This window comes from Pseudomonas sp. GZD-209, from assembly GCF_049310485.1.
Taxonomy (GTDB): Bacteria; Pseudomonadota; Gammaproteobacteria; order Pseudomonadales; family Pseudomonadaceae; genus Aquipseudomonas; species Aquipseudomonas sichuanensis.
On sequence record NZ_JBMOWQ010000090.1, the window covers coordinates 17,205 to 32,971 of the forward strand.

A 15,767-nucleotide genomic window follows, 5' to 3' on the forward strand; every position below is an offset into this window, starting at 1 on the left:
GCAGGTCAACGGTTGTGGGGCTGCTGGTTCAAGGTGGCGGCCAGGGCCTGCTCGCAGCGTTCCTGGGCGGTGTCCAGCTCCAGGTGCATCTGCTGGATGTCGAGCATCTGCTGCTCCAGCTGGGCACGGCGTTCGGCGATCTTGCCGAGCATGCTGTTGAGCTGCTTGAGGTTGCCGCCCGTGGGGTCGTACAGCTCGATCAGCTCGCGGCACTCGGCCAGCGAGAAGCCGATGCGCTTGCCGCGCAGGATCAGCTTGAGGGTGACCTTGTCGCGGGCCGAGTAGATGCGCTCCAGGCCGCGGCGCTCGGGGCTGAGCAGGCCCTGCTCCTCGTAGAAGCGGATGGCGCGGGTGGTGATGTCCAGCTCGCGGGACAGGTCGGAGATGCTGTAGGTCTGGCTGGTCATGCTGATGCTCGGGGGGTGGGATCAGCGTTAACCTAAAGTGAGCTTGACGTAAACGTCAAGCTGAAACCGCTGCAGGCTCCCGGCAGTCGCTGTGCCGGGAGCCTGCGCAGGTGCTACTTGCAGTTACCGGCTTTGCGGTAGCCGGCCGCCTGCGCCGCGGCTTCGGAGTCGAATGCCACCTGGTTCTTCGCCGCCACCTGCGCATAACCCGGGCAGCCGCTGGCCAGGTGGTAGACCTGGCTGTTGCGGTTGCCCAGCACGGCACCGTGCGCCGCCGTGCTGGCCGGGCTGGGCTTGGCAGGTTGCGCGGTGGCGGTCACCACCGGGGCGGCGCCCGCTGGTTTGTAACCCGGTGTCCAGCTGCGCTCACCGGTCACGAACGGATTGGAATGCCCCATCACCGCCGCGATGCGGCGGTCGCGTTCCTTCTCCCAGGGGGTTACCGGGTACTGCTTGTCCCACGCCATCAGCAACTGCTGTTGTTGGCGCGACATGCTCAGCTGGTAGCGATCGAACATGTAGAAGGTGGTGCGCGCCACCAGGCCTTTGACTTCGTTACGCGGTTCGGCGGCTTTCTGCTGGAAGTCGATTTTCGTCGTGCACTGGCCGTACTGCGGGGCAACGCCTGCGGCCATGCCGTAGTTGAAGTTGCTGCGGTCACCGTTTACTTCGCCCACGGCCGGGTAGAGGTTGAACAGGTCGGCTTCCATGGCGCGGAACACCGGGTCCTTGTCGACGCAGGCTTCGCGGCCGCCGTTCTGCCAGCACTGGCGCTGGTGGCCGAAGGTCCAGGCCGGGACGATGTGTTCCCACTCGGTGCGCTCGGCGCGGCTCTGCTGCTTGCGGGTTTCATAACCGCAGGAGGCCGGGTCGACGCGCCCGCCCGACTTGCCGACCCAGGTCCATTTGCAGCCACAGTACAGGTCGCCCTGGGCGCTGTTGGCCTGGTCGAGGTAGATCTTCTGCTTGGCGATGACCTTGGCTTCGGTGAAGGTTGCCGGCGGGGTGGCGAAGGCGGGGGGGATGAGGGCGAGGCACAGGGATGCTGCGTACAACAATCTTTTCATGAAGGGGTAAATCGCAGTCGGAAAAAGCCGCGATTATACGCACGATTTCTTACCGATTCGGCTGCTGTTGAAAGGTTGCCTGCGGCAGATGCCTACGTCTGAAACGTTCTGCATGGCCTGCTAAGTCCCTTGCAGGGCAAGGGTTCCAGCTTGTTGCAGTTTGTGCATGGCAGGTGCAATGCACCCCCCTTATCGGAGATTCGCCATGAACAGCACCAAGCACCCTTTCCCTGTGTCCCGCGCTCTTCCCCTGTTGCTCTGGGCTGGGCTGGCATCGACCAGTGCCCTGGCCGGGGCTGTCCCGCTCACATCATCGGAGCATGCGCTGCAACAACGCATGTCCCTGTGCCAGGGCCGCCTGGGCAGTTTGGAGCAACTGTTGATCGAGCGTATCGCCTGGGTGGAAAGCGCCTTTGGCGATGAATTGCGTCGGCGCCCGCAACTGGAGCAACTGGCACGCGAGGCACTGCGCGAGTTGGAAGACGCCAAGGCACGCTATGGCTACCCGCCCACCAGGCCGGAACATCGCCTGTACTTCCAGGGCCTGGAAAACGCGCACGGCACCGTTCAACGCAGCCTGGCGATCGCCCGTCGCGCCGAGCAAGGTATCGAAACCATCAAACCGTTCCTGAGCACCACACGCACGCGTAAACAGGCCAACTTCATCTTGCTCGACGACTTCGATTACGCGCTTGAGGCCTGTGCTGACCGGCCAGGTGATCAGGCCACTTGCCATGCCCAGGCGCTGCAACCTTTGCGCAAGCCCCTGCGCGATGCCTTGGGCGCCAGTCACCGGCTGCTCTACGACGCCTGGCCGCCGTTGCGTGCAGAAGACGTGCGTTACCCCAGCAATTGGGAAAATGACTGCATCCCTTTACATGGTTCTGACTGACCGATTAGCCGTGTCCCACTTTGCGAGCAGGTCACTACCTACTCGTGATGGGGTTGTTTCCTGCTTAAGCGGGCATGGGCAAAGCGCGCACATTGGTTCTGCCTGGCTTTGCTGGCGCCGCCATGAATGGTGGCTGAGGCCAGGCATGCGTGCCACTCACTGCGCCAGCGTCGCAGCGGCCGTTACCGACCTACTGAAAGGATGTATTACATGTCTGAAATCGTCTCGTTTACCAACCGAAATGTCCTGCTGGAGAATCAGATCACTGAGCAGGTACAGAGCATCGTCAGTGCTCAGCCGCTGCAGCTGCCCGGCGCCGAATCGCCGCTGGTGGCCAGTTTCAAGAAGAAGATCGAAGGCAATTACCAGATCGATCGCGCCAAGACCGACACCGACCATGCCATCGAGCTGCTGTACATCGCCTACAACACCACGCCCCAGGCCCAGGGCGCGATCCGTGTACGGATCGCCAACATCATGAATCGGCTGATCCAGGCCCAGCAGCAGAGCGAACGCAGCATCAAGGGCGCTGTACGGGTCGCCAGAAGCATCGGCACCCGGTTGCGCACGGTGCTGCCGGACTGGCTGGATGTGAAAGAAGGCAACGATGCCGAAGAAATCCGCCAGTATGTCGGTGGTGAGTTGCTGGAAATGGCCCGGCACATTGCCCAGGCTGCAGCGGGGGTTCGCGGTAACCTGGCGACCATCGTCGATACCTATGAGCAGATCCTGCGTGATATCGAAGCGGTCATGGCCAGCAGCGAGATCGCCTTGAGCGAGACCCTCGAAGCCAATCGCAAGATCAAGCAGGAGATCCTCGAGGCCACGGCCCGGCGTGACGAACTGGACAGCTTGGTCACGGCGCTGCAGGAGCAGGTCAACCGCTTCGACAAGTTGGCGCGTGAATACGGGCAGCAAGCCAAGGGCGCGGAACAGAAGGCGTTCTGGGCGTCGCTGATCAGCGGCGTCACCCAGGTGCTGTCGGCCGTGCTCCCGATCGCGGCCATGGGGGCTACCGGTGGCAGCTCGGCGCTGCTGGGCGCGGCCAGTGTCGGAGCGCTCGCCAACCAGTACAGCGCTAATGCCGACCCGACCAAGCTGGTGGAAAAGGCCAACCTGGAAACCAAGCGCGCCGTCCAGGGCAAGGTCGTTACCGACCTGCAGCGCACCCTTGCCGAGCTCGAGGCGCAGCGCGAAGCGGCCGCCAGTGAGCTGGCGGTTGAGGAACTGGACAAGCGCCTGGAGCGCGTGCGTGGCGAGTTGCGCGAGGCGCAAGCGTTGCTCGGTGGCACCGAGCAGCAGTTGGGCGCACTACTGCGCGAACTGGCAAATGCCGCGAGTGACGTGGGGGGGCAGCTTAGAGATCAAGCATTGTCGTTGCGCCAGTTGGAGCGGCAGATGCTCGACAACGTCGAGCGCTACGAAGGCGTCAAGCGCGAGCAGGCGGCGGAATTGGTGCGCATTACCGTGCTGCTCGATGGCGCGCGCAGTGAGCAGAGCAGCATCGAACTGGCGGTCAAGTCGCTGAACCTCAGCGTGGCGGCGCTCAAGCGCAGCAGGGAGATCGTCGAGGAAATCGCCTTCTTCTTCAAATCGTTCACCGATTTCATGCAGTTGATCATCGACGAGGCGTTGGAGCGGGTGGAGGACTACGAGCGTGCGGGCAGCAGTGAATCGCTGCGACGTAATCGCCTGGCGCAGCTGGTGCTGGCCACCGATCAGTTCTTCGTTACCCAGGCCGCGGAGTGGCTGGCGGTGAGTGCGGTTTCAGAGGATTTCGTGCAGGTGTTCAACGATGGCTGGAGCAAGCTGAACAAACTATCGGGCACCTATATCACCGGCGATGCGCTGGAGGCTTACCTGGTGCAGGCGTCGCACCAGCTCAAAGTGATCGTCGAGGAACGCGAAGCCGCCAGCGCCCAGCGCATTGCGTCGTTGCGCAGCTACCGCGCCGAGCTTGAGAGCCGGGCTGCTCAAGGTTGATTGCCCGGCTGTCATTCAAGCCTTAGGTGTGCGGTACGGCAGGTGTGCCATTGCCGGCATACTGCCCTTTCAGATGCCCCTGCTCATCCAGCAGGTAGGCATCCATCACCTCGCGCACCACCGGCCCCGCCACCCGCCCACCGGCCTCGCCGTTCTCGATCATCACCGCCACCACCACGGCCGGGTGGTCGGCCGGGGCGAAACCGACGAACAGGGCATTGTCGCGGTGGCGTTCCAGGGTCTTGTTGCGGTTGTAGCGTTCGCCCTGCTTGATCGCCACCACCTGCGCGGTGCCGCTCTTGCCGGCGATGCGGTACTGGGCCCCGGCGGCGGCGGCGCGGGCGATGCCGCGGGCATCGTGCATGACCATTTGCATGCCCTGGTTGACCTGGTCCCAGGCGCGCTTGTCGTGCAGCACGATGTCCGGCATCGGGTTGGGGTCGATGGGGGCCTGGCCGCCGACGGTCATCGCCAGGTGCGGGCGGTGCCAGGCGCCTTTGCTGGCCAGCAAGCTGGTGGCCTGGGCCAGTTGCAGCGGGGTGACCTGCATGTAGCCCTGGCCGATGCCAAGGATCAGCGTTTCGCCGGGGAACCAGGCCTGGCGGCGGGTGGCGCGTTTCCAGGCTTGCGACGGCATCAGCCCGGGGGCTTCCTCGAACATGTCCTGCGAGACCTTCTGGCCCAGGCCGAATTCGGCCATGTAGTCATGCAGCCGGTCGATGCCCAGCTTGTGCGCCAGGTCGTAGAAGTAGGTGTCGTTGGAGCGCATGATCGCGGTGTACATGTCTACCCAGCCATCGCCGCTGTGGTTCCAGTTGCGGTACTTGTGGTCGTAGTTGGGCAGTTCGTAGTAACCGGGGTCGAACACCCGGCTACCGGGGGTGATCACGCCGCTGTCGAGGCCGGCGATGGCCACTTCCGGTTTGACCGTCGAGCCGGGGGCATAGAGGCCGCGCAGCACGCGGTTGAACAATGGCCGGTCGATCGAGTCGCGCAGCGCCGAGTACTGCCTGGAGCTGATGCCCTTGACGAACAGGTTGGGGTCGAAGCTGGGGTTGCTGACCATCGCCAGCACGTCGCCGTTGGCCGGGTCCAGCACCACCACCGCGCCACGTCGGTCGCCCAGGGCCTTTTCCGCGGCCTGCTGCAGGTGGGCGTCCAGGCTCAGCACGATGGACTTGCCCGGCACCGGGTCGTGGTGGCGCAGCACGCGCATCACCCGGCCCTGGGCGTTGGTCTCGACCTCTTCGTAACCCACCTGGCCGTGCAGTTCGTGTTCGTAGAAGCGCTCGACGCCGGTCTTGCCGATCGACTGGGTGCCCCGGTATTCGGTGCTGTCGAGGGTTTTGGCTTCCTTCTCGTTGATCCGCCCGACATAGCCCACCGAATGGGCGAAGTGCTCGGCCAGCGGGTATTCGCGGATGAACTGCGGCTCCACCTCCAGCCCCGGCAGGCGGAACTGGTTGACGGCGATCAGGGCAATCTGTTCCTCACTCAGGCCGACCATCAGGGTGACTGGTTCGAAGGGCTTGCGGCCACGGCGCAGGTCCTTGTCGAACTGGTGGCGGTCGTCTTCGCCGAGGTTGAGAACCTGTGCCAGGGCGTCGAGCACCTTGGCCGAATCACCGGCCCGCTCGCGGGTCATGGTCAGGTTGAAGCTGGGTTTGTTGTCGGCCAGGACCACGCCATTGCGGTCATAGATCAGCCCGCGCTCGGGCGGGATCGGCAGCACATGCACGCGGTTGTTTTCCGACACTGCGGTCTGCTGGTCATGCTGCACCACCTGCAGCACATAGAGCCGCCCCACCAGCACCGCCACCAGGCTGAACACCAGCAGGGCACAGGCCAGCAACCGGCGGTTGACCAGGTGCTTTTCGGTTTCGTGGTCCTTGAGGGGGATGGGTTGTGGCATGGGCAGTGGCGGGTCGGTCAGGGCGATGCGTGCGGGGCGGCGATGCTACGCGGGCGTGCGGCGGGGCTCAAGGCGGGGGGCTGGGGTGCAGCGCCGGGGAGGGGCGTGGAGCCCTGCTGTCAGGGGCGCACAGCGAAGATGAAGATTCGTTCATGTCTTGGGCGGGTGCATGGCGGGCGAGTGGGTGAGGGCATACAAGGTGCCCGCCAGAATATTGGGCGAAGGCCACCAGGTGCCTGCCGGTGTTTTTGCAGCGCCTATGAGATCGAGCGCCGCCCGCGATGCGCCGCGCGGGCGGCGCTCGATCTTGAGTGCGCTGCAAATCTGTCGCCCTGCACCTGATGGCCCACATGCGATTTCAAGACAGGCCCTTGGGCGTCACACGGCCACTAGGCCCCAAACCTGGCTCTCACCCGAAAATCTATACAAAACCAAGATTTCACCTGGGAATATCTATACAAGAAATTATACTTGTACAGTATCCGCACACGCCTGGGTGTTCGCTAAATGGCCCACAACCCCGCAAGGCAAACGCTCATTACCCTGGCCATCCTCCTGGCCATGGCCCTGACCCAGCCCGCCTGCGCAGACTGGCGCACCACCCTGCCACTGGTCCACCTGACCGGCAGCGGCGACTTCAGCTGGTTCGGCCTGCGCCTGTACAGCGCCCGCCTGTTCAGTGCCGTTTCGCCGCAACACTGGGATGAACCCTTCGCCCTCGAACTGCGCTACCACCGGGCACTGTCCCGCGACACGCTGGTCGACGCCAGCCTCACCGAAATGCGCCGCCTGGCCGCGCAGCCGCCGAGCCCGCAAACCCTCGAACGCTGGGCAAACAACATGCGCGCCGCGTTCGTCGACGTGCGCCCGGGCATGCGCATTACCGGGGTGTACCTGCCCGGGCAGGGCTGCCGCTTCTATGTCGATGGCCAACTGCGCGCCGAGGTCGCCGACCCGGCCTTCGCCCAGGCCTTCTTCGCCATCTGGCTGGACCCGCGAGCCCGAGACCCACAGTTGCGCCAACGCCTGCTCGGGCTGGCCAAAGAAGATCGCGGAGGCTGACCATGCGTAACCTCGTACTTGTGCTTGCCTGCCTGCTGCTCGGCAGTTGCGGCAATGTCGGCGTCGAACACTACCGCGGGCAGCAACCGGGTTTGGACCTGGTAGCGTTCTTTGCCACACCGGTAGAAGCCTGGGGCATGTTCCAGAAGCGCAACGGCGAAGTGGTCAAGCGCTTCCATGTGCGCATCGACAGCCGCCGTGAAGGCGAGCGGCTGATCCTCGATGAGCACTTTGTCTACAGCGACGGCACCCGCCAGCAGCGCACCTGGACGCTCACCCCGGACGGCCCCGGCCGCTGGCGCGGGCGGGCAGGAGACGTGATCGGCGAGGCCCGTGGCGAGGTAGCGGGCAATGCGCTGCGCTGGCAGTACCGCCTGGATCTGCCGGTGGATGGCAGCCACTGGCAGGTGGACCTGGACGACTGGATGTACCTGATGGACGAAGACACCCTGATCAACCGCTCGAGCATGCGCAAGTTCGGCGTGGAGATCGGCCAGATCACCTTGTTCTTCCGGCGTTTGCCCCAGGCCGGCGAATGAACAAAAGCCTGTTGCCGAGCAAAGTCTGCGTGGCCTGTGGCCGGCCGTTCACCTGGCGCAAGCGCTGGGCGCGTTGTTGGCAGCAGGTGCGCTACTGTTCCGAGCGCTGCCGTCGCTCAGCGCCACGCGGCCAGGCGCAAGGCCAGCGGCAAGGCGAACGCCCATAACGGCGCCAGTATCAGGGCCGTGGCCAGTGAGCCCAGCGGCAGGCCGACGCCCGCAAGCTGCGCACCGGCCAGATAGGCCGGCGGGCCGCCCAGCACACCCAGCAGCACCCCACGCCAGGCCGGTCGCGCGGCCCAGGCCAGGCTGTGGCGCAAGCCGCTGGCCAGCACCAGCCACAGCAAGGCCAGCCAGCCGGGTAGCGGCCATTGCGTAAAGCTGAAGACCCCCAGTGCGCCCAGCAGGCTGTCGAGCAGGCAACCGGCAAGCGTCACGCGCAACAGCGCCCGTGCCTCGCCCACGCGGTCGGGGCAATAGCGCAGGTGCAGCGCCAGCCCGGCAGGCACCAGCAGCAACAGCCAGGGCCGCGTTGCACCGAGCACGCAGGCCCACCAGCCAGCCTGCAGCCACAGCGCATTGCCCAGCAGCCAGGCGCGGGGCATGCTCAGGCGCCCGGCAGCGGTGCCCGGCGTGCCTGGGGTGTGGCCCAGAGCAATTGCGCCACACCGATGACCCGCTCCTCGAAGCCGCCCTGGCAGTAGCACAAGTAGAACTCCCACAGCCGCTGGAAGGTGTCGTCGTAACCCATTTCACTGAGCGCCCCGCGCGCCAGGCGCAGGTTGTCGCGCCAGTGGCGCAGGGTGCGTGCATAGTCCTGCCCGAAGTCCTCCATGTGCAGCAGGTTCAACGCGGTCTGCCGGCTGGCGGTGTCGAGCAGCACGCTGAGCGAGGGCAAGGCGCCGCCGGGGAAGATGTAGCGCTGGATGAAGTCCACCGAACGGCGCGCCTGGGCGTAGCGCTGGTCGCGGATGGTGATGGCCTGCAGCAGCATCAGGCCGTCGTCCTTGAGCAGCGCGGCGCACTGGCGGAAGTAGGCTGGCAGGTAGCGGTGGCCCACGGCCTCGATCATCTCGATCGACACCAGCTTGTCGAAGCGCCCGCGCAGGTCGCGGTAGTCCTCGCACAGCACGCTGATGCGCCGCTCCAGGCCCAGCGCCTTGACCCGCTGCAGGGTGTGGCTGTACTGCGCCTGGGACAGCGTGGTGGTGGTGACCCGGCAACCATGGCGGGTGGCGGCGTGGATGGCCAGGCTGCCCCAGCCCGTGCCGATCTCCAGCAAGTGGTCGTGGGGCTTGAGCTCAAGCTTCTGGCAGATGCGTTCGAGCTTGTTCAACTGCGCCTGTTCCAGGCTTTGCTCGGCGCTGTCGAACTGCGCAGCGGAATACATCATGGTCGGGTCGAGCAAGCGTTCGAACAGGGCATTGCCCAGGTCGTAATGGGCCAGGATATTGCGCCGCGCACCGCGCCGGCTGTTGCGATTGAGGCTGTGCAACAGGCGCAGGGCCGGGCGGCCGAAGCGCGCCAGGCCGCGCTCCATGGCATCGAGCACGTCGAGGTTGGCGACGAACAGACGGGTCACTGCCGCCAGGTCAGGGCTGCGCCAGTAACCGTGGATATAGGCCTCGCCGGCGCCGATCGAGCCATTGCCGGCAACCATGCCCCAGGCGGCCTCGTCCAGGATCTCGACTTCGGCGTACAGCGCGCTGCCGGTTTCGCCGAAGGTCCATTGCTGGTCATTGCCGATCAGCCGCAGCTGGCCGCGGCTGATCCGGCGCAGCTGGGCCAGCACGGCGCTCCTGACCAGGCCACCGAGCAGCGGTGTCAGGCCCGCCGATTTGCTAACGCTCAACGTGGGTTCGGGCATGTTTGGGCTCCTCGCGGGTGGTCCGGCCAAGGCGCAGGTTGCCCTGGCTGACGCGGTGATCGTGGATGGGCGTGCGCTTGAACAGCAGGCGCAGGGCTTGCCAGTAAATGGCCGACAGCGTGCGCAGGCTCATCCACGGGAAGGCCAGCAGGTGCTGGTGCAAGGTGCTGCGGTTCAGCTCCCGGCGCTCCAGGGCCAGGTCGGCGGCGAACACTGGCTGCCCCTCGCGGCGGTTTTCCATGTGGATGCGCAGTCGCTGGCCATCGAGGAAAAAGCGCAGGCGGTACTCCATGTCCAGCGGCATGAACGGCGACACATGGAAGGCCTTGGCCACGCAGAACTGCCGGGGCTGGCCAGGCTGCACCGGCAGCACGTAGTGGAAGCGTTCGCGCCAAGGGGTGTTGCGCACCTCCAGCAGGATCGCCGCGAGCTGGCCCTCGCGGTCGTGGCAGAAGTAGAAACTCACCGGGTTGAACGACAGCCCCCAGCAGCGTGGCTGGGTGAGCAGGTGCACGGCGCCCTCGGGCGCCTGCCCGGTAGCCTGGCCGACCAGTTGGCGGGCGGCCTGGGCCAGCGGCATGCCGCTGCGGGTGAGGGCCGGCAGGTAGTCGCTTTCACGCCAGCAAAGCGGGGCCAGGCGCGAGTGCCCGAGCCAGCGCGACAGGCCGAGCAGCCAGGGCTGTTCGGCCAGGTCCAGGTAGAGCATGCCGATGCGGTAGCGAAAGGCATGCGGGCGCGGGGTCAGGCGCCGGTGGCTGACCCAGCCGCGGCACAGGCTGCTGTTCACAGGCGCTCTCCAAAATGTTCGGCCACTTGCAGCGCGCTGACCACGCCGTCCTCGTGAAAGCCGTTGGCCCAGTAGGCACCGCAGTAATAGCTGTGCTGGCGCCCCTGCAACTCGCCTTGTCGGGCCTGGGCGGCCAGCGCCGCCAGGCTGTATTGCGGGTGGGCGTACTGGAAGCGGGCGAGGATCTGCGCCGGGTCCACCAGGGCGGTCTGGTTCAGGCTGACGCAGAACGTCACCGGTGCCTCGATGCCCTGCAGGATGTTCATGTCGTAGGTCAGCGCGGCGGGGGCCTGTTCGCTGCCACCCAGACGGTAGTTCCAGCTGGCCCAGGCCTTGCGCCGCCTTGGCAGCAGGCGGGTGTCGGTGTGCAGCAGCACATCGTTGCTGGCGTAGCGGATGGCGCCGAGCACCGCGCGTTCCTCGGCGCTGGGGGCCTCCAGCAGCGCCAGGGCCTGGTCGCTGTGGCAGGCGAACACCACGCTGTCGAACCGTTCGCTGCCGGCCGTGCTGTTCAGCGTTACGCCGCCGTCGTCACGGCAGACCCGGCTGACCGCGCAGTTCAGGCGAATGCGCTCGGCGAACGGCCGGCACAGCGGCGCCAGGTAACTGCGCGAACCGCCTTCGACCACCCGCCATTGCGGGCGGTGGCTGACCGACAGCAAACCGTGGTTGCGGCAAAAGCGCACGAAGAACTGCAGCGGGAAGCCCAGCATGTCGCTGCGCGACATCGACCAGATCGCCGACCCCATGGGCACGACGTAGTGGTCGATGAAACGCTGGCCGTAGCGCTGCGTGCGCAGGTAGTCGCCAAGGGTGGTGGTGGCTTCGATGCGCTGGTTGTCGAGGTCGGCGAGGGCCTGGCGGTTGAAGCGCAGGATGTCCCGCAGCATGCCCCAGAAGCCCGGTGACAGCAGGTTGCGCCGTTGGGCAAAAAGGCTGTCGAGGGTGTGGCCGTTGTACTCGCAGCCGGTGAGCGGGTCGTGCACTGAAAAGCTCATCTGCGTGGGCCGCGAGGCTACCCCCAGGTAGCCCAGTAGGCGGATGAAGCTGGGGTAGGTCCAGTCGTTGAACACGATGAAGCCGGTGTCCACGGCATAGTGCTGGCCGCGCCACTGCACATCGACGGTGTGGGTGTGGCCACCGATCCAGTCGGCGGCCTCGAACACCGTGACTTGGTGCCGGCGCGATAGCAGGTGGGCGCAGGTCAGGCCGGCGATGCCGCTGCCGATGATGGCGATCCGCATGGTCGGCTACCCCTGTTCACGGCGGGCCATGCGCTGGCCCAGCTTCAGGCGCCAGCGCACCGGCAGCCCGCCGAGCAGGCGCAACACGCAGGTGAACAGGCCGGGGAAGTTGATCTCCAGTGGCCGCTGCGCCAGGCGTGCGGCGATATGCCGGGCGGCGCGCTCGGCACTCCACATTTGCGGCATGGCGAAGTCGTTGCGCCGGGTCAACGGTGTATCGACGAAGCCGGGGCTGACCAGGGTGACATCGATGCCTTCGTTGATCAGGTCGATGCGCAGCGACTCGACCAGGTAGCGCACCGCCGCCTTGGATGCGCCATAGGCACCGGCCCGTGGCAGCGCCAGCCAGCTCACCGAGCTGCCCACCACCACCAGATGTGGCCGCTGGCCGCGCCGTAGCAGGGGCAGGGCGACCTGGAGGCAGTGGCACAGGCCCAGCAGGTTGGTGCGCATCACCCGTTCGACCAGGGCCGGGTCGAAGTGGCCGGGTTCCAGGTACTCGCAGGTGCCGGCGTTGAGGATCACCAGATCGAGGGCGCCCCAGTGCTGCTCGATATCCGCGGCGATCTGCGCCACTTGCGGCGCCTCGCTGATATCACCGACGGCCAATAGCGTCTGGCCTGCAAAGCGCTCGGCCAGCGGTTGCAAGCTGCCAGCCTGGCGGCCACCCAGCGCGACCTGATGGCCTTGTTCCAGCAAGCGCAGCGCCAGGGCGGCGCCGATACCGCTGCTGGCGCCGGTCAACCAGCAGCGGCTCATGCCAGCCGGCCCTTGAGCCAGCCGATCAGCCCACCGACCACGGGCACGTGCTCGTACAGCAGCGCGCCGGCATCGAAGTAGTCCTGGTGAAAGTCGACGTGCTCGCGCCAACGCAGGTGGCTGCAGCCGTCAAGGCTGATCGGCCTGCCGCCGGCCAGGCGCGGGTGGCAAAAATGCAGGGTCCAACGCAAGTAGCCGTGGCCCGGCTGTACCTGGTCGGCGCCGTGGAAGTCGTAGCGGATGTCCTGCACGTTGGCGTACAGCGTGGCGAAGTAGGCACGCAGGGCAGGCAGGCCCTCGATCTGGTGCAGGGGGTCGCGGAAGGTCACCGTTTCGCTGTACAGCTCGTCGAGCCGCTGCAGGTTGCCAGCGTTCAAGCCGGCAAAGCGTTCGGCGAAGGTTTGCAGGTAGTCGGACATGCGCGGCTCCAGGCAATCCTGTACACGGAACGATTTTTGTACAGGTATACCTGAAGCCTATGTCTAAAACTGTACAAGTCAACCTGCTTGTACAGTTTTAGAAGGGCCTGCGTGGGAGCGGCGGTGCGCCGCTGCGACTTGCCCCGCGAAGGGCCAAGCCAGGGAATCAAGCGTAATGGCACCGGCTTCGCCGGTTATCGCGGGGCAAGCCCGCTCCCACAGGCGTATACATCAGTGGTTGCTGGTGGCCAGCTGCTGGCGTAACTGCGCCACCTCGGCTTCCAGCTCGCGGACTTTCTGCTCGGCGGACACCTGTGCACTGACGTCGCGCTGAATGCCGATGAAATAGGTCAGCTGGTCGGCCTCATTGTGCACCGGGGTGATCGACAGCTCGTTCCAGAACAGGCTGCCGTCCTTGCGGTAGTTGCGCAGCACTTCGCGGCAAGGGCGGCCGTCGCGGATCGCCTCGCGGATGTTCGCAAGCCCCGGCTGGTCATGGTCCTGGCCCTGCAGGAAGCGGCAGTCCTGGTAGAGGATGTCGTCGACGGCATAGCCGGTCAGGCGTTCGAATGCCGGGTTGGCGTAGATCAGGATGCTGTCGCTGCCTTCCTGTTCGGCGACGACGATGCCGTCGTTGGAGGTCTCGACCATCAGTTGCAGAAGCTTTGCGTCGATCATGTGAACCTCGGGTAATGGTGGCGTGCGCGCTGGCCGCCATGATGACGCACGAACGCGCGGCGCAAAAGGCGGGGATGGGTTTAGAATGGCGTCCCCGGCCCCTAGACCCCCACGTGCCCGATGACCGAAGCGATTTCCCCTGATTTGCTGCCCATGCGCGATGTGGTGAGCCTGACCGGCATCAACCCGGTGACCCTGCGCGCCTGGGAGCGCCGCCACGGGCTGATCAGCCCCCAGCGCACCGAAGGCGGCCATCGCCTGTACACGCCCGAGGATGTACAGCGCATCCGCGACATCCTGCACTGGACGAGCAGTGGTCTGCCGATCAGCAAGGTCGGCGAGTTGCTGGCCCGTCAGCACGAGCAGGGGGGCCGGGCGGTCGAGCAGGGCAGCGATGCCTTCGACGACTGGCGCGCTGCCGTGCTGCGTGCCACCCAGGCCTTCGATGGGCAGGCGCTCGAAGCGCTGCATGGCCAGGTGTTCACTTTGTTCCCCAAAACCGTCGCACTGCGCGAAGTGCTGATGCCGGTGTGGCGCCAGTTGGCCGCTGGCACGGCGTTCGGCCAGCGCAGCCAGTGGCTGTTCCTCGATACCTTCCTGCGCGCCCGGCTGTTGCTGCGCCTGCAACTGAACCAAGCCGCCGCCCCGCGCGTGCTGTTGAGCGCAGTCGGTGGCGTCAGCGAGTTGGAACTGCTGTGCAGCGCCCTGTTGCTGGGGGGAGAACAGCAGCGTATCGACGTGCTCGGCAACGGCCAGCCGCTGGACGAGCTGCCGCTGCTGTGCGTGGCCATGCGCCCGGCGGCACTGGTGATCAGGGTGCAGGGCCCGATCAGCCCGGCCCTGGCCACACGGTTGCGTACCCTGCAGCTGGAAATCGCCTGCCCGATGGCGTTGCTGGGCGACGGCCTGGCCGAGTTTGCCTCGCTGTTGCAGGGCATCCCGCTGGCGCTGCTGGAGGGACAGGGCGCCGAGGCCGGGCCCAAGCTTGCGGCCTTGCTCAGGGGCGCACTGGAGCTGTAAAGGCTCAGCCGCTGCGCCACTTCTCCAGCAGTATCGCCACGAACTTTTCCGCCGCAGGCGACAGCGAGGCGCCACGCCGATACACCAGGCCAAGGGTGCGGGTGACCTCCGGCTCGGTGAGCGGGACGCTGACCAGGGTCGGGTGGTCGGGCCCGGGCATCGCCAGGCTGGGCATGGCCGAAACCCCCAGCCCGGCCTCGACCATCCCCAGCGACGTGGACAGGTGCTGCACCTCGTAGAACCATTTGGGCCTTAGGCTCAGCCCGCTCAATGCGTGGTCCAGCAGCATGCGGTTGCCGCTCAGGCGGCCAACACCGATCAGCCGGTAGTCGGCCAGTTCCGACCAGGTCACCGCTTTGCGCGATGCCAGTTCATGGTCGCGCCGGCAGGCCAGGACGAACGGCTCCTGCACCAGCGAGACGAACTCGATGTCCGAGTGCTGGCCGCTCATCATGTTGATGCCGAAGTCCGCTTCGCCGCGCAGCACCGCCTCCAGGCCGTCGTTGGCGCTGAGGTCGAGCAGGCGGATGCGGATCTTCGGGTACTGCTGGTTGTACAGGCGGATCACCGAGGGCAGGAAGTAGAAGGCCGCCGTGGGGATGCAGGCGAGGGTGACCTGGCCGCTCTGGCGTTCGGCCAGCTCGCGGATGCTCAGGATCGAGTCCTCGAAATCATCGAGTAGGCGGCGTGCCTTGGGCAAGAAATCCCGGCCGACGCTGGTCAGGCTGACGCGCCGGGTGGTGCGTTCGAGCAGCGGCGTGCCCAGGCCCTCTTCGAGCTTCTTGATACGCCTGCTCAGCGCCGGCTGCGACAGGTGCAGCACCTCTGCCGCTTCGTGGAAGCTGCCCAGTTCGGCGATTTTCACGAAAGATCTGATGTCTTGGAGCTCGTATTCCATGGCGACTCTCGGTTTAGTCCTTGATATAGCGATCAGGGCTGCCTTGCAGCCCATCGCCGGCAAGCCGGCTCCCACATGGATCGCGCCAGCTCAAGCAATGCGCTAACCCTGTGGGAGCTGGCTTGCCGGCGATGAGGCCAGTGCTCGCCATACAAAACAGGGGTTCCACACGGGACCAACAGCAACGTTTGATTGATTTGCCAAACGCAATAATAGCTACGATCTTTGCATTG

At 65.8% G+C, this 15,767-nt stretch carries 17 protein-coding genes; 6 read left to right on the forward strand and 11 right to left on the reverse strand.

All coding sequences use genetic code 11. From position 1 onward, the window contains the following. Positions 1 to 5: 5 nt before the first annotated feature. Both ACO6VM_RS11785 and ACO6VM_RS11790 read right to left on the reverse strand, forming a co-directional pair. On the reverse strand, positions 6 to 407 hold the full coding sequence (locus ACO6VM_RS11785) for a MerR family transcriptional regulator (protein ID WP_110994597.1): 402 nt from the start codon (positions 405 to 407) through the stop codon (positions 6 to 8). A gap of 113 nt (positions 408 to 520) precedes the next feature. Further along, positions 521 to 1,474 (reverse strand): endonuclease, encoded by a 954-nt coding sequence (locus ACO6VM_RS11790; RefSeq protein ID WP_422403283.1) that lies wholly within the window; start codon positions 1,472 to 1,474, stop codon positions 521 to 523. A gap of 337 nt (positions 1,475 to 1,811) precedes the next feature. Between ACO6VM_RS11790 and ACO6VM_RS11795 the strand changes: the two genes are divergently transcribed. After that, positions 1,812 to 2,366, forward strand: a complete 555-nt coding sequence (locus tag ACO6VM_RS11795) for a hypothetical protein (RefSeq protein ID WP_422403284.1) — start codon at positions 1,812 to 1,814, stop codon at positions 2,364 to 2,366. A 210-nt stretch (positions 2,367 to 2,576) separates the two neighbouring features. Further along, complete coding sequence (locus tag ACO6VM_RS11800; protein WP_422403285.1) at positions 2,577 to 4,349, forward strand: hypothetical protein; 1,773 nt, start codon at positions 2,577 to 2,579, stop codon at positions 4,347 to 4,349. A gap of 22 nt (positions 4,350 to 4,371) precedes the next feature. On the opposite strand, the gene mrdA is transcribed toward ACO6VM_RS11800, so the two are convergent. Beyond that, positions 4,372 to 6,261 (reverse strand): penicillin-binding protein 2, encoded by a 1,890-nt coding sequence (gene mrdA, locus ACO6VM_RS11805; protein WP_422403286.1) that lies wholly within the window; start codon positions 6,259 to 6,261, stop codon positions 4,372 to 4,374. Positions 6,262 to 6,768: 507 nt separating this feature from the next. On the opposite strand from mrdA, the gene ACO6VM_RS11810 reads away from it, so the two are divergent. From ACO6VM_RS11810 to ACO6VM_RS11820, 3 genes are read left to right on the forward strand one after another with little or no spacing between them, the layout of a single operon-like run. Continuing rightward, entirely contained in the window at positions 6,769 to 7,323 is a 555-nt protein-coding gene (locus tag ACO6VM_RS11810; protein ID WP_422403287.1) for a chalcone isomerase family protein, read from the forward strand. Positions 7,324 to 7,325: 2 nt separating this feature from the next. After that, complete coding sequence (locus ACO6VM_RS11815) at positions 7,326 to 7,862, forward strand: DUF3833 domain-containing protein (RefSeq protein WP_401060361.1); 537 nt, start codon at positions 7,326 to 7,328, stop codon at positions 7,860 to 7,862. Then, positions 7,859 to 8,029: a DUF2256 domain-containing protein gene (locus tag ACO6VM_RS11820; protein WP_153785960.1), complete on the forward strand. Its 171-nt coding sequence runs from the start codon at positions 7,859 to 7,861 to the stop codon at positions 8,027 to 8,029. Before ACO6VM_RS11815 ends, ACO6VM_RS11820 begins: the two co-directional genes overlap by 4 nt. Here ACO6VM_RS11820 and ACO6VM_RS11825 read toward each other — a convergent pair. The 7 genes from ACO6VM_RS11825 to ACO6VM_RS11855 all read right to left on the reverse strand — a co-directional run bounded on the left by ACO6VM_RS11825 (position 7,979) and on the right by ACO6VM_RS11855 (position 13,616). Next, a complete protein-coding gene (locus ACO6VM_RS11825; protein WP_422403288.1) occupies positions 7,979 to 8,467 on the reverse strand; it encodes a DUF2878 domain-containing protein in 489 nt (162 codons plus the stop codon). The two genes, ACO6VM_RS11820 and ACO6VM_RS11825, sit on opposite strands and share 51 nt — an antisense overlap. A 2-nt stretch (positions 8,468 to 8,469) precedes the next feature. Beyond that, on the reverse strand, positions 8,470 to 9,729 hold the full coding sequence (locus ACO6VM_RS11830) for a class I SAM-dependent methyltransferase (RefSeq protein ID WP_422403289.1): 1,260 nt from the start codon (positions 9,727 to 9,729) through the stop codon (positions 8,470 to 8,472). Continuing rightward, entirely contained in the window at positions 9,704 to 10,516 is an 813-nt protein-coding gene (locus tag ACO6VM_RS11835; protein ID WP_422403290.1) for a DUF1365 domain-containing protein, read from the reverse strand. The genes ACO6VM_RS11830 and ACO6VM_RS11835 overlap by 26 nt, the downstream gene beginning before the upstream one ends. Next, on the reverse strand, positions 10,513 to 11,760 hold the full coding sequence (locus ACO6VM_RS11840) for an NAD(P)/FAD-dependent oxidoreductase (RefSeq protein ID WP_422403291.1): 1,248 nt from the start codon (positions 11,758 to 11,760) through the stop codon (positions 10,513 to 10,515). Before ACO6VM_RS11840 ends, ACO6VM_RS11835 begins: the two co-directional genes overlap by 4 nt. 6 nt (positions 11,761 to 11,766) lie before the next feature. Further along, entirely contained in the window at positions 11,767 to 12,519 is a 753-nt protein-coding gene (locus tag ACO6VM_RS11845) for an SDR family NAD(P)-dependent oxidoreductase (RefSeq protein WP_422403292.1), read from the reverse strand. Continuing rightward, positions 12,516 to 12,938, reverse strand: a complete 423-nt coding sequence (locus ACO6VM_RS11850) for a nuclear transport factor 2 family protein (protein WP_422403293.1) — start codon at positions 12,936 to 12,938, stop codon at positions 12,516 to 12,518. The genes ACO6VM_RS11845 and ACO6VM_RS11850 overlap by 4 nt, the downstream gene beginning before the upstream one ends. 231 nt (positions 12,939 to 13,169) lie before the next feature. Further along, positions 13,170 to 13,616 carry a PAS domain-containing protein gene (locus tag ACO6VM_RS11855; RefSeq protein ID WP_422403294.1) on the reverse strand — a complete coding sequence of 149 codons (447 nt, stop codon included), beginning with the start codon at positions 13,614 to 13,616 and terminating at the stop codon, positions 13,170 to 13,172. Between the two features lie 120 nt (positions 13,617 to 13,736). Here ACO6VM_RS11855 and ACO6VM_RS11860 point away from each other — a divergent pair, with 120 nt between their 5' ends. Continuing rightward, positions 13,737 to 14,636, forward strand: coding sequence for a MerR family transcriptional regulator (locus ACO6VM_RS11860; protein WP_422403295.1), 900 nt, complete (start codon positions 13,737 to 13,739; stop codon positions 14,634 to 14,636). A gap of 4 nt (positions 14,637 to 14,640) precedes the next feature. Here ACO6VM_RS11860 and ACO6VM_RS11865 read toward each other — a convergent pair whose 3' ends face one another. Further along, on the reverse strand, positions 14,641 to 15,534 hold the full coding sequence (locus tag ACO6VM_RS11865) for a LysR family transcriptional regulator (RefSeq protein ID WP_110994839.1): 894 nt from the start codon (positions 15,532 to 15,534) through the stop codon (positions 14,641 to 14,643). Positions 15,535 to 15,767 lie beyond the last annotated feature (233 nt).

What these genes read in the sequence shown, in the direction of transcription:
- ACO6VM_RS11790 (WP_422403283.1), bottom strand. Translation starts at nt 1,474, where the DNA reads ATGAAAAGATTGTTGTACGCAGCATCCCTGTGCCTCGCCCTCATCCCC.
- ACO6VM_RS11785 (WP_110994597.1), bottom strand. Translation starts at nt 407, where the DNA reads ATGACCAGCCAGACCTACAGCATCTCCGACCTGTCCCGCGAGCTGGAC.
- ACO6VM_RS11810 (WP_422403287.1), top strand. Translation starts at nt 6,769, where the DNA reads ATGGCCCACAACCCCGCAAGGCAAACGCTCATTACCCTGGCCATCCTC.
- ACO6VM_RS11865 (WP_110994839.1), bottom strand. Translation starts at nt 15,534, where the DNA reads ATGGAATACGAGCTCCAAGACATCAGATCTTTCGTGAAAATCGCCGAA.
- ACO6VM_RS11795 (WP_422403284.1), top strand. Translation starts at nt 1,812, where the DNA reads ATGTCCCTGTGCCAGGGCCGCCTGGGCAGTTTGGAGCAACTGTTGATC.
- ACO6VM_RS11840 (WP_422403291.1), bottom strand. Translation starts at nt 11,760, where the DNA reads ATGCGGATCGCCATCATCGGCAGCGGCATCGCCGGCCTGACCTGCGCC.
- ACO6VM_RS11825 (WP_422403288.1), bottom strand. Translation starts at nt 8,467, where the DNA reads ATGCCCCGCGCCTGGCTGCTGGGCAATGCGCTGTGGCTGCAGGCTGGC.
- ACO6VM_RS11815 (WP_401060361.1), top strand. Translation starts at nt 7,326, where the DNA reads ATGCGTAACCTCGTACTTGTGCTTGCCTGCCTGCTGCTCGGCAGTTGC.
- ACO6VM_RS11800 (WP_422403285.1), top strand. Translation starts at nt 2,577, where the DNA reads ATGTCTGAAATCGTCTCGTTTACCAACCGAAATGTCCTGCTGGAGAAT.
- ACO6VM_RS11820 (WP_153785960.1), top strand. Translation starts at nt 7,859, where the DNA reads ATGAACAAAAGCCTGTTGCCGAGCAAAGTCTGCGTGGCCTGTGGCCGG.
- ACO6VM_RS11830 (WP_422403289.1), bottom strand. Translation starts at nt 9,729, where the DNA reads ATGCCCGAACCCACGTTGAGCGTTAGCAAATCGGCGGGCCTGACACCG.
- ACO6VM_RS11855 (WP_422403294.1), bottom strand. Translation starts at nt 13,616, where the DNA reads ATGATCGACGCAAAGCTTCTGCAACTGATGGTCGAGACCTCCAACGAC.
- ACO6VM_RS11850 (WP_422403293.1), bottom strand. Translation starts at nt 12,938, where the DNA reads ATGTCCGACTACCTGCAAACCTTCGCCGAACGCTTTGCCGGCTTGAAC.
- ACO6VM_RS11845 (WP_422403292.1), bottom strand. Translation starts at nt 12,519, where the DNA reads ATGAGCCGCTGCTGGTTGACCGGCGCCAGCAGCGGTATCGGCGCCGCC.
- ACO6VM_RS11860 (WP_422403295.1), top strand. Translation starts at nt 13,737, where the DNA reads ATGACCGAAGCGATTTCCCCTGATTTGCTGCCCATGCGCGATGTGGTG.
- mrdA (WP_422403286.1), bottom strand. Translation starts at nt 6,261, where the DNA reads ATGCCACAACCCATCCCCCTCAAGGACCACGAAACCGAAAAGCACCTG.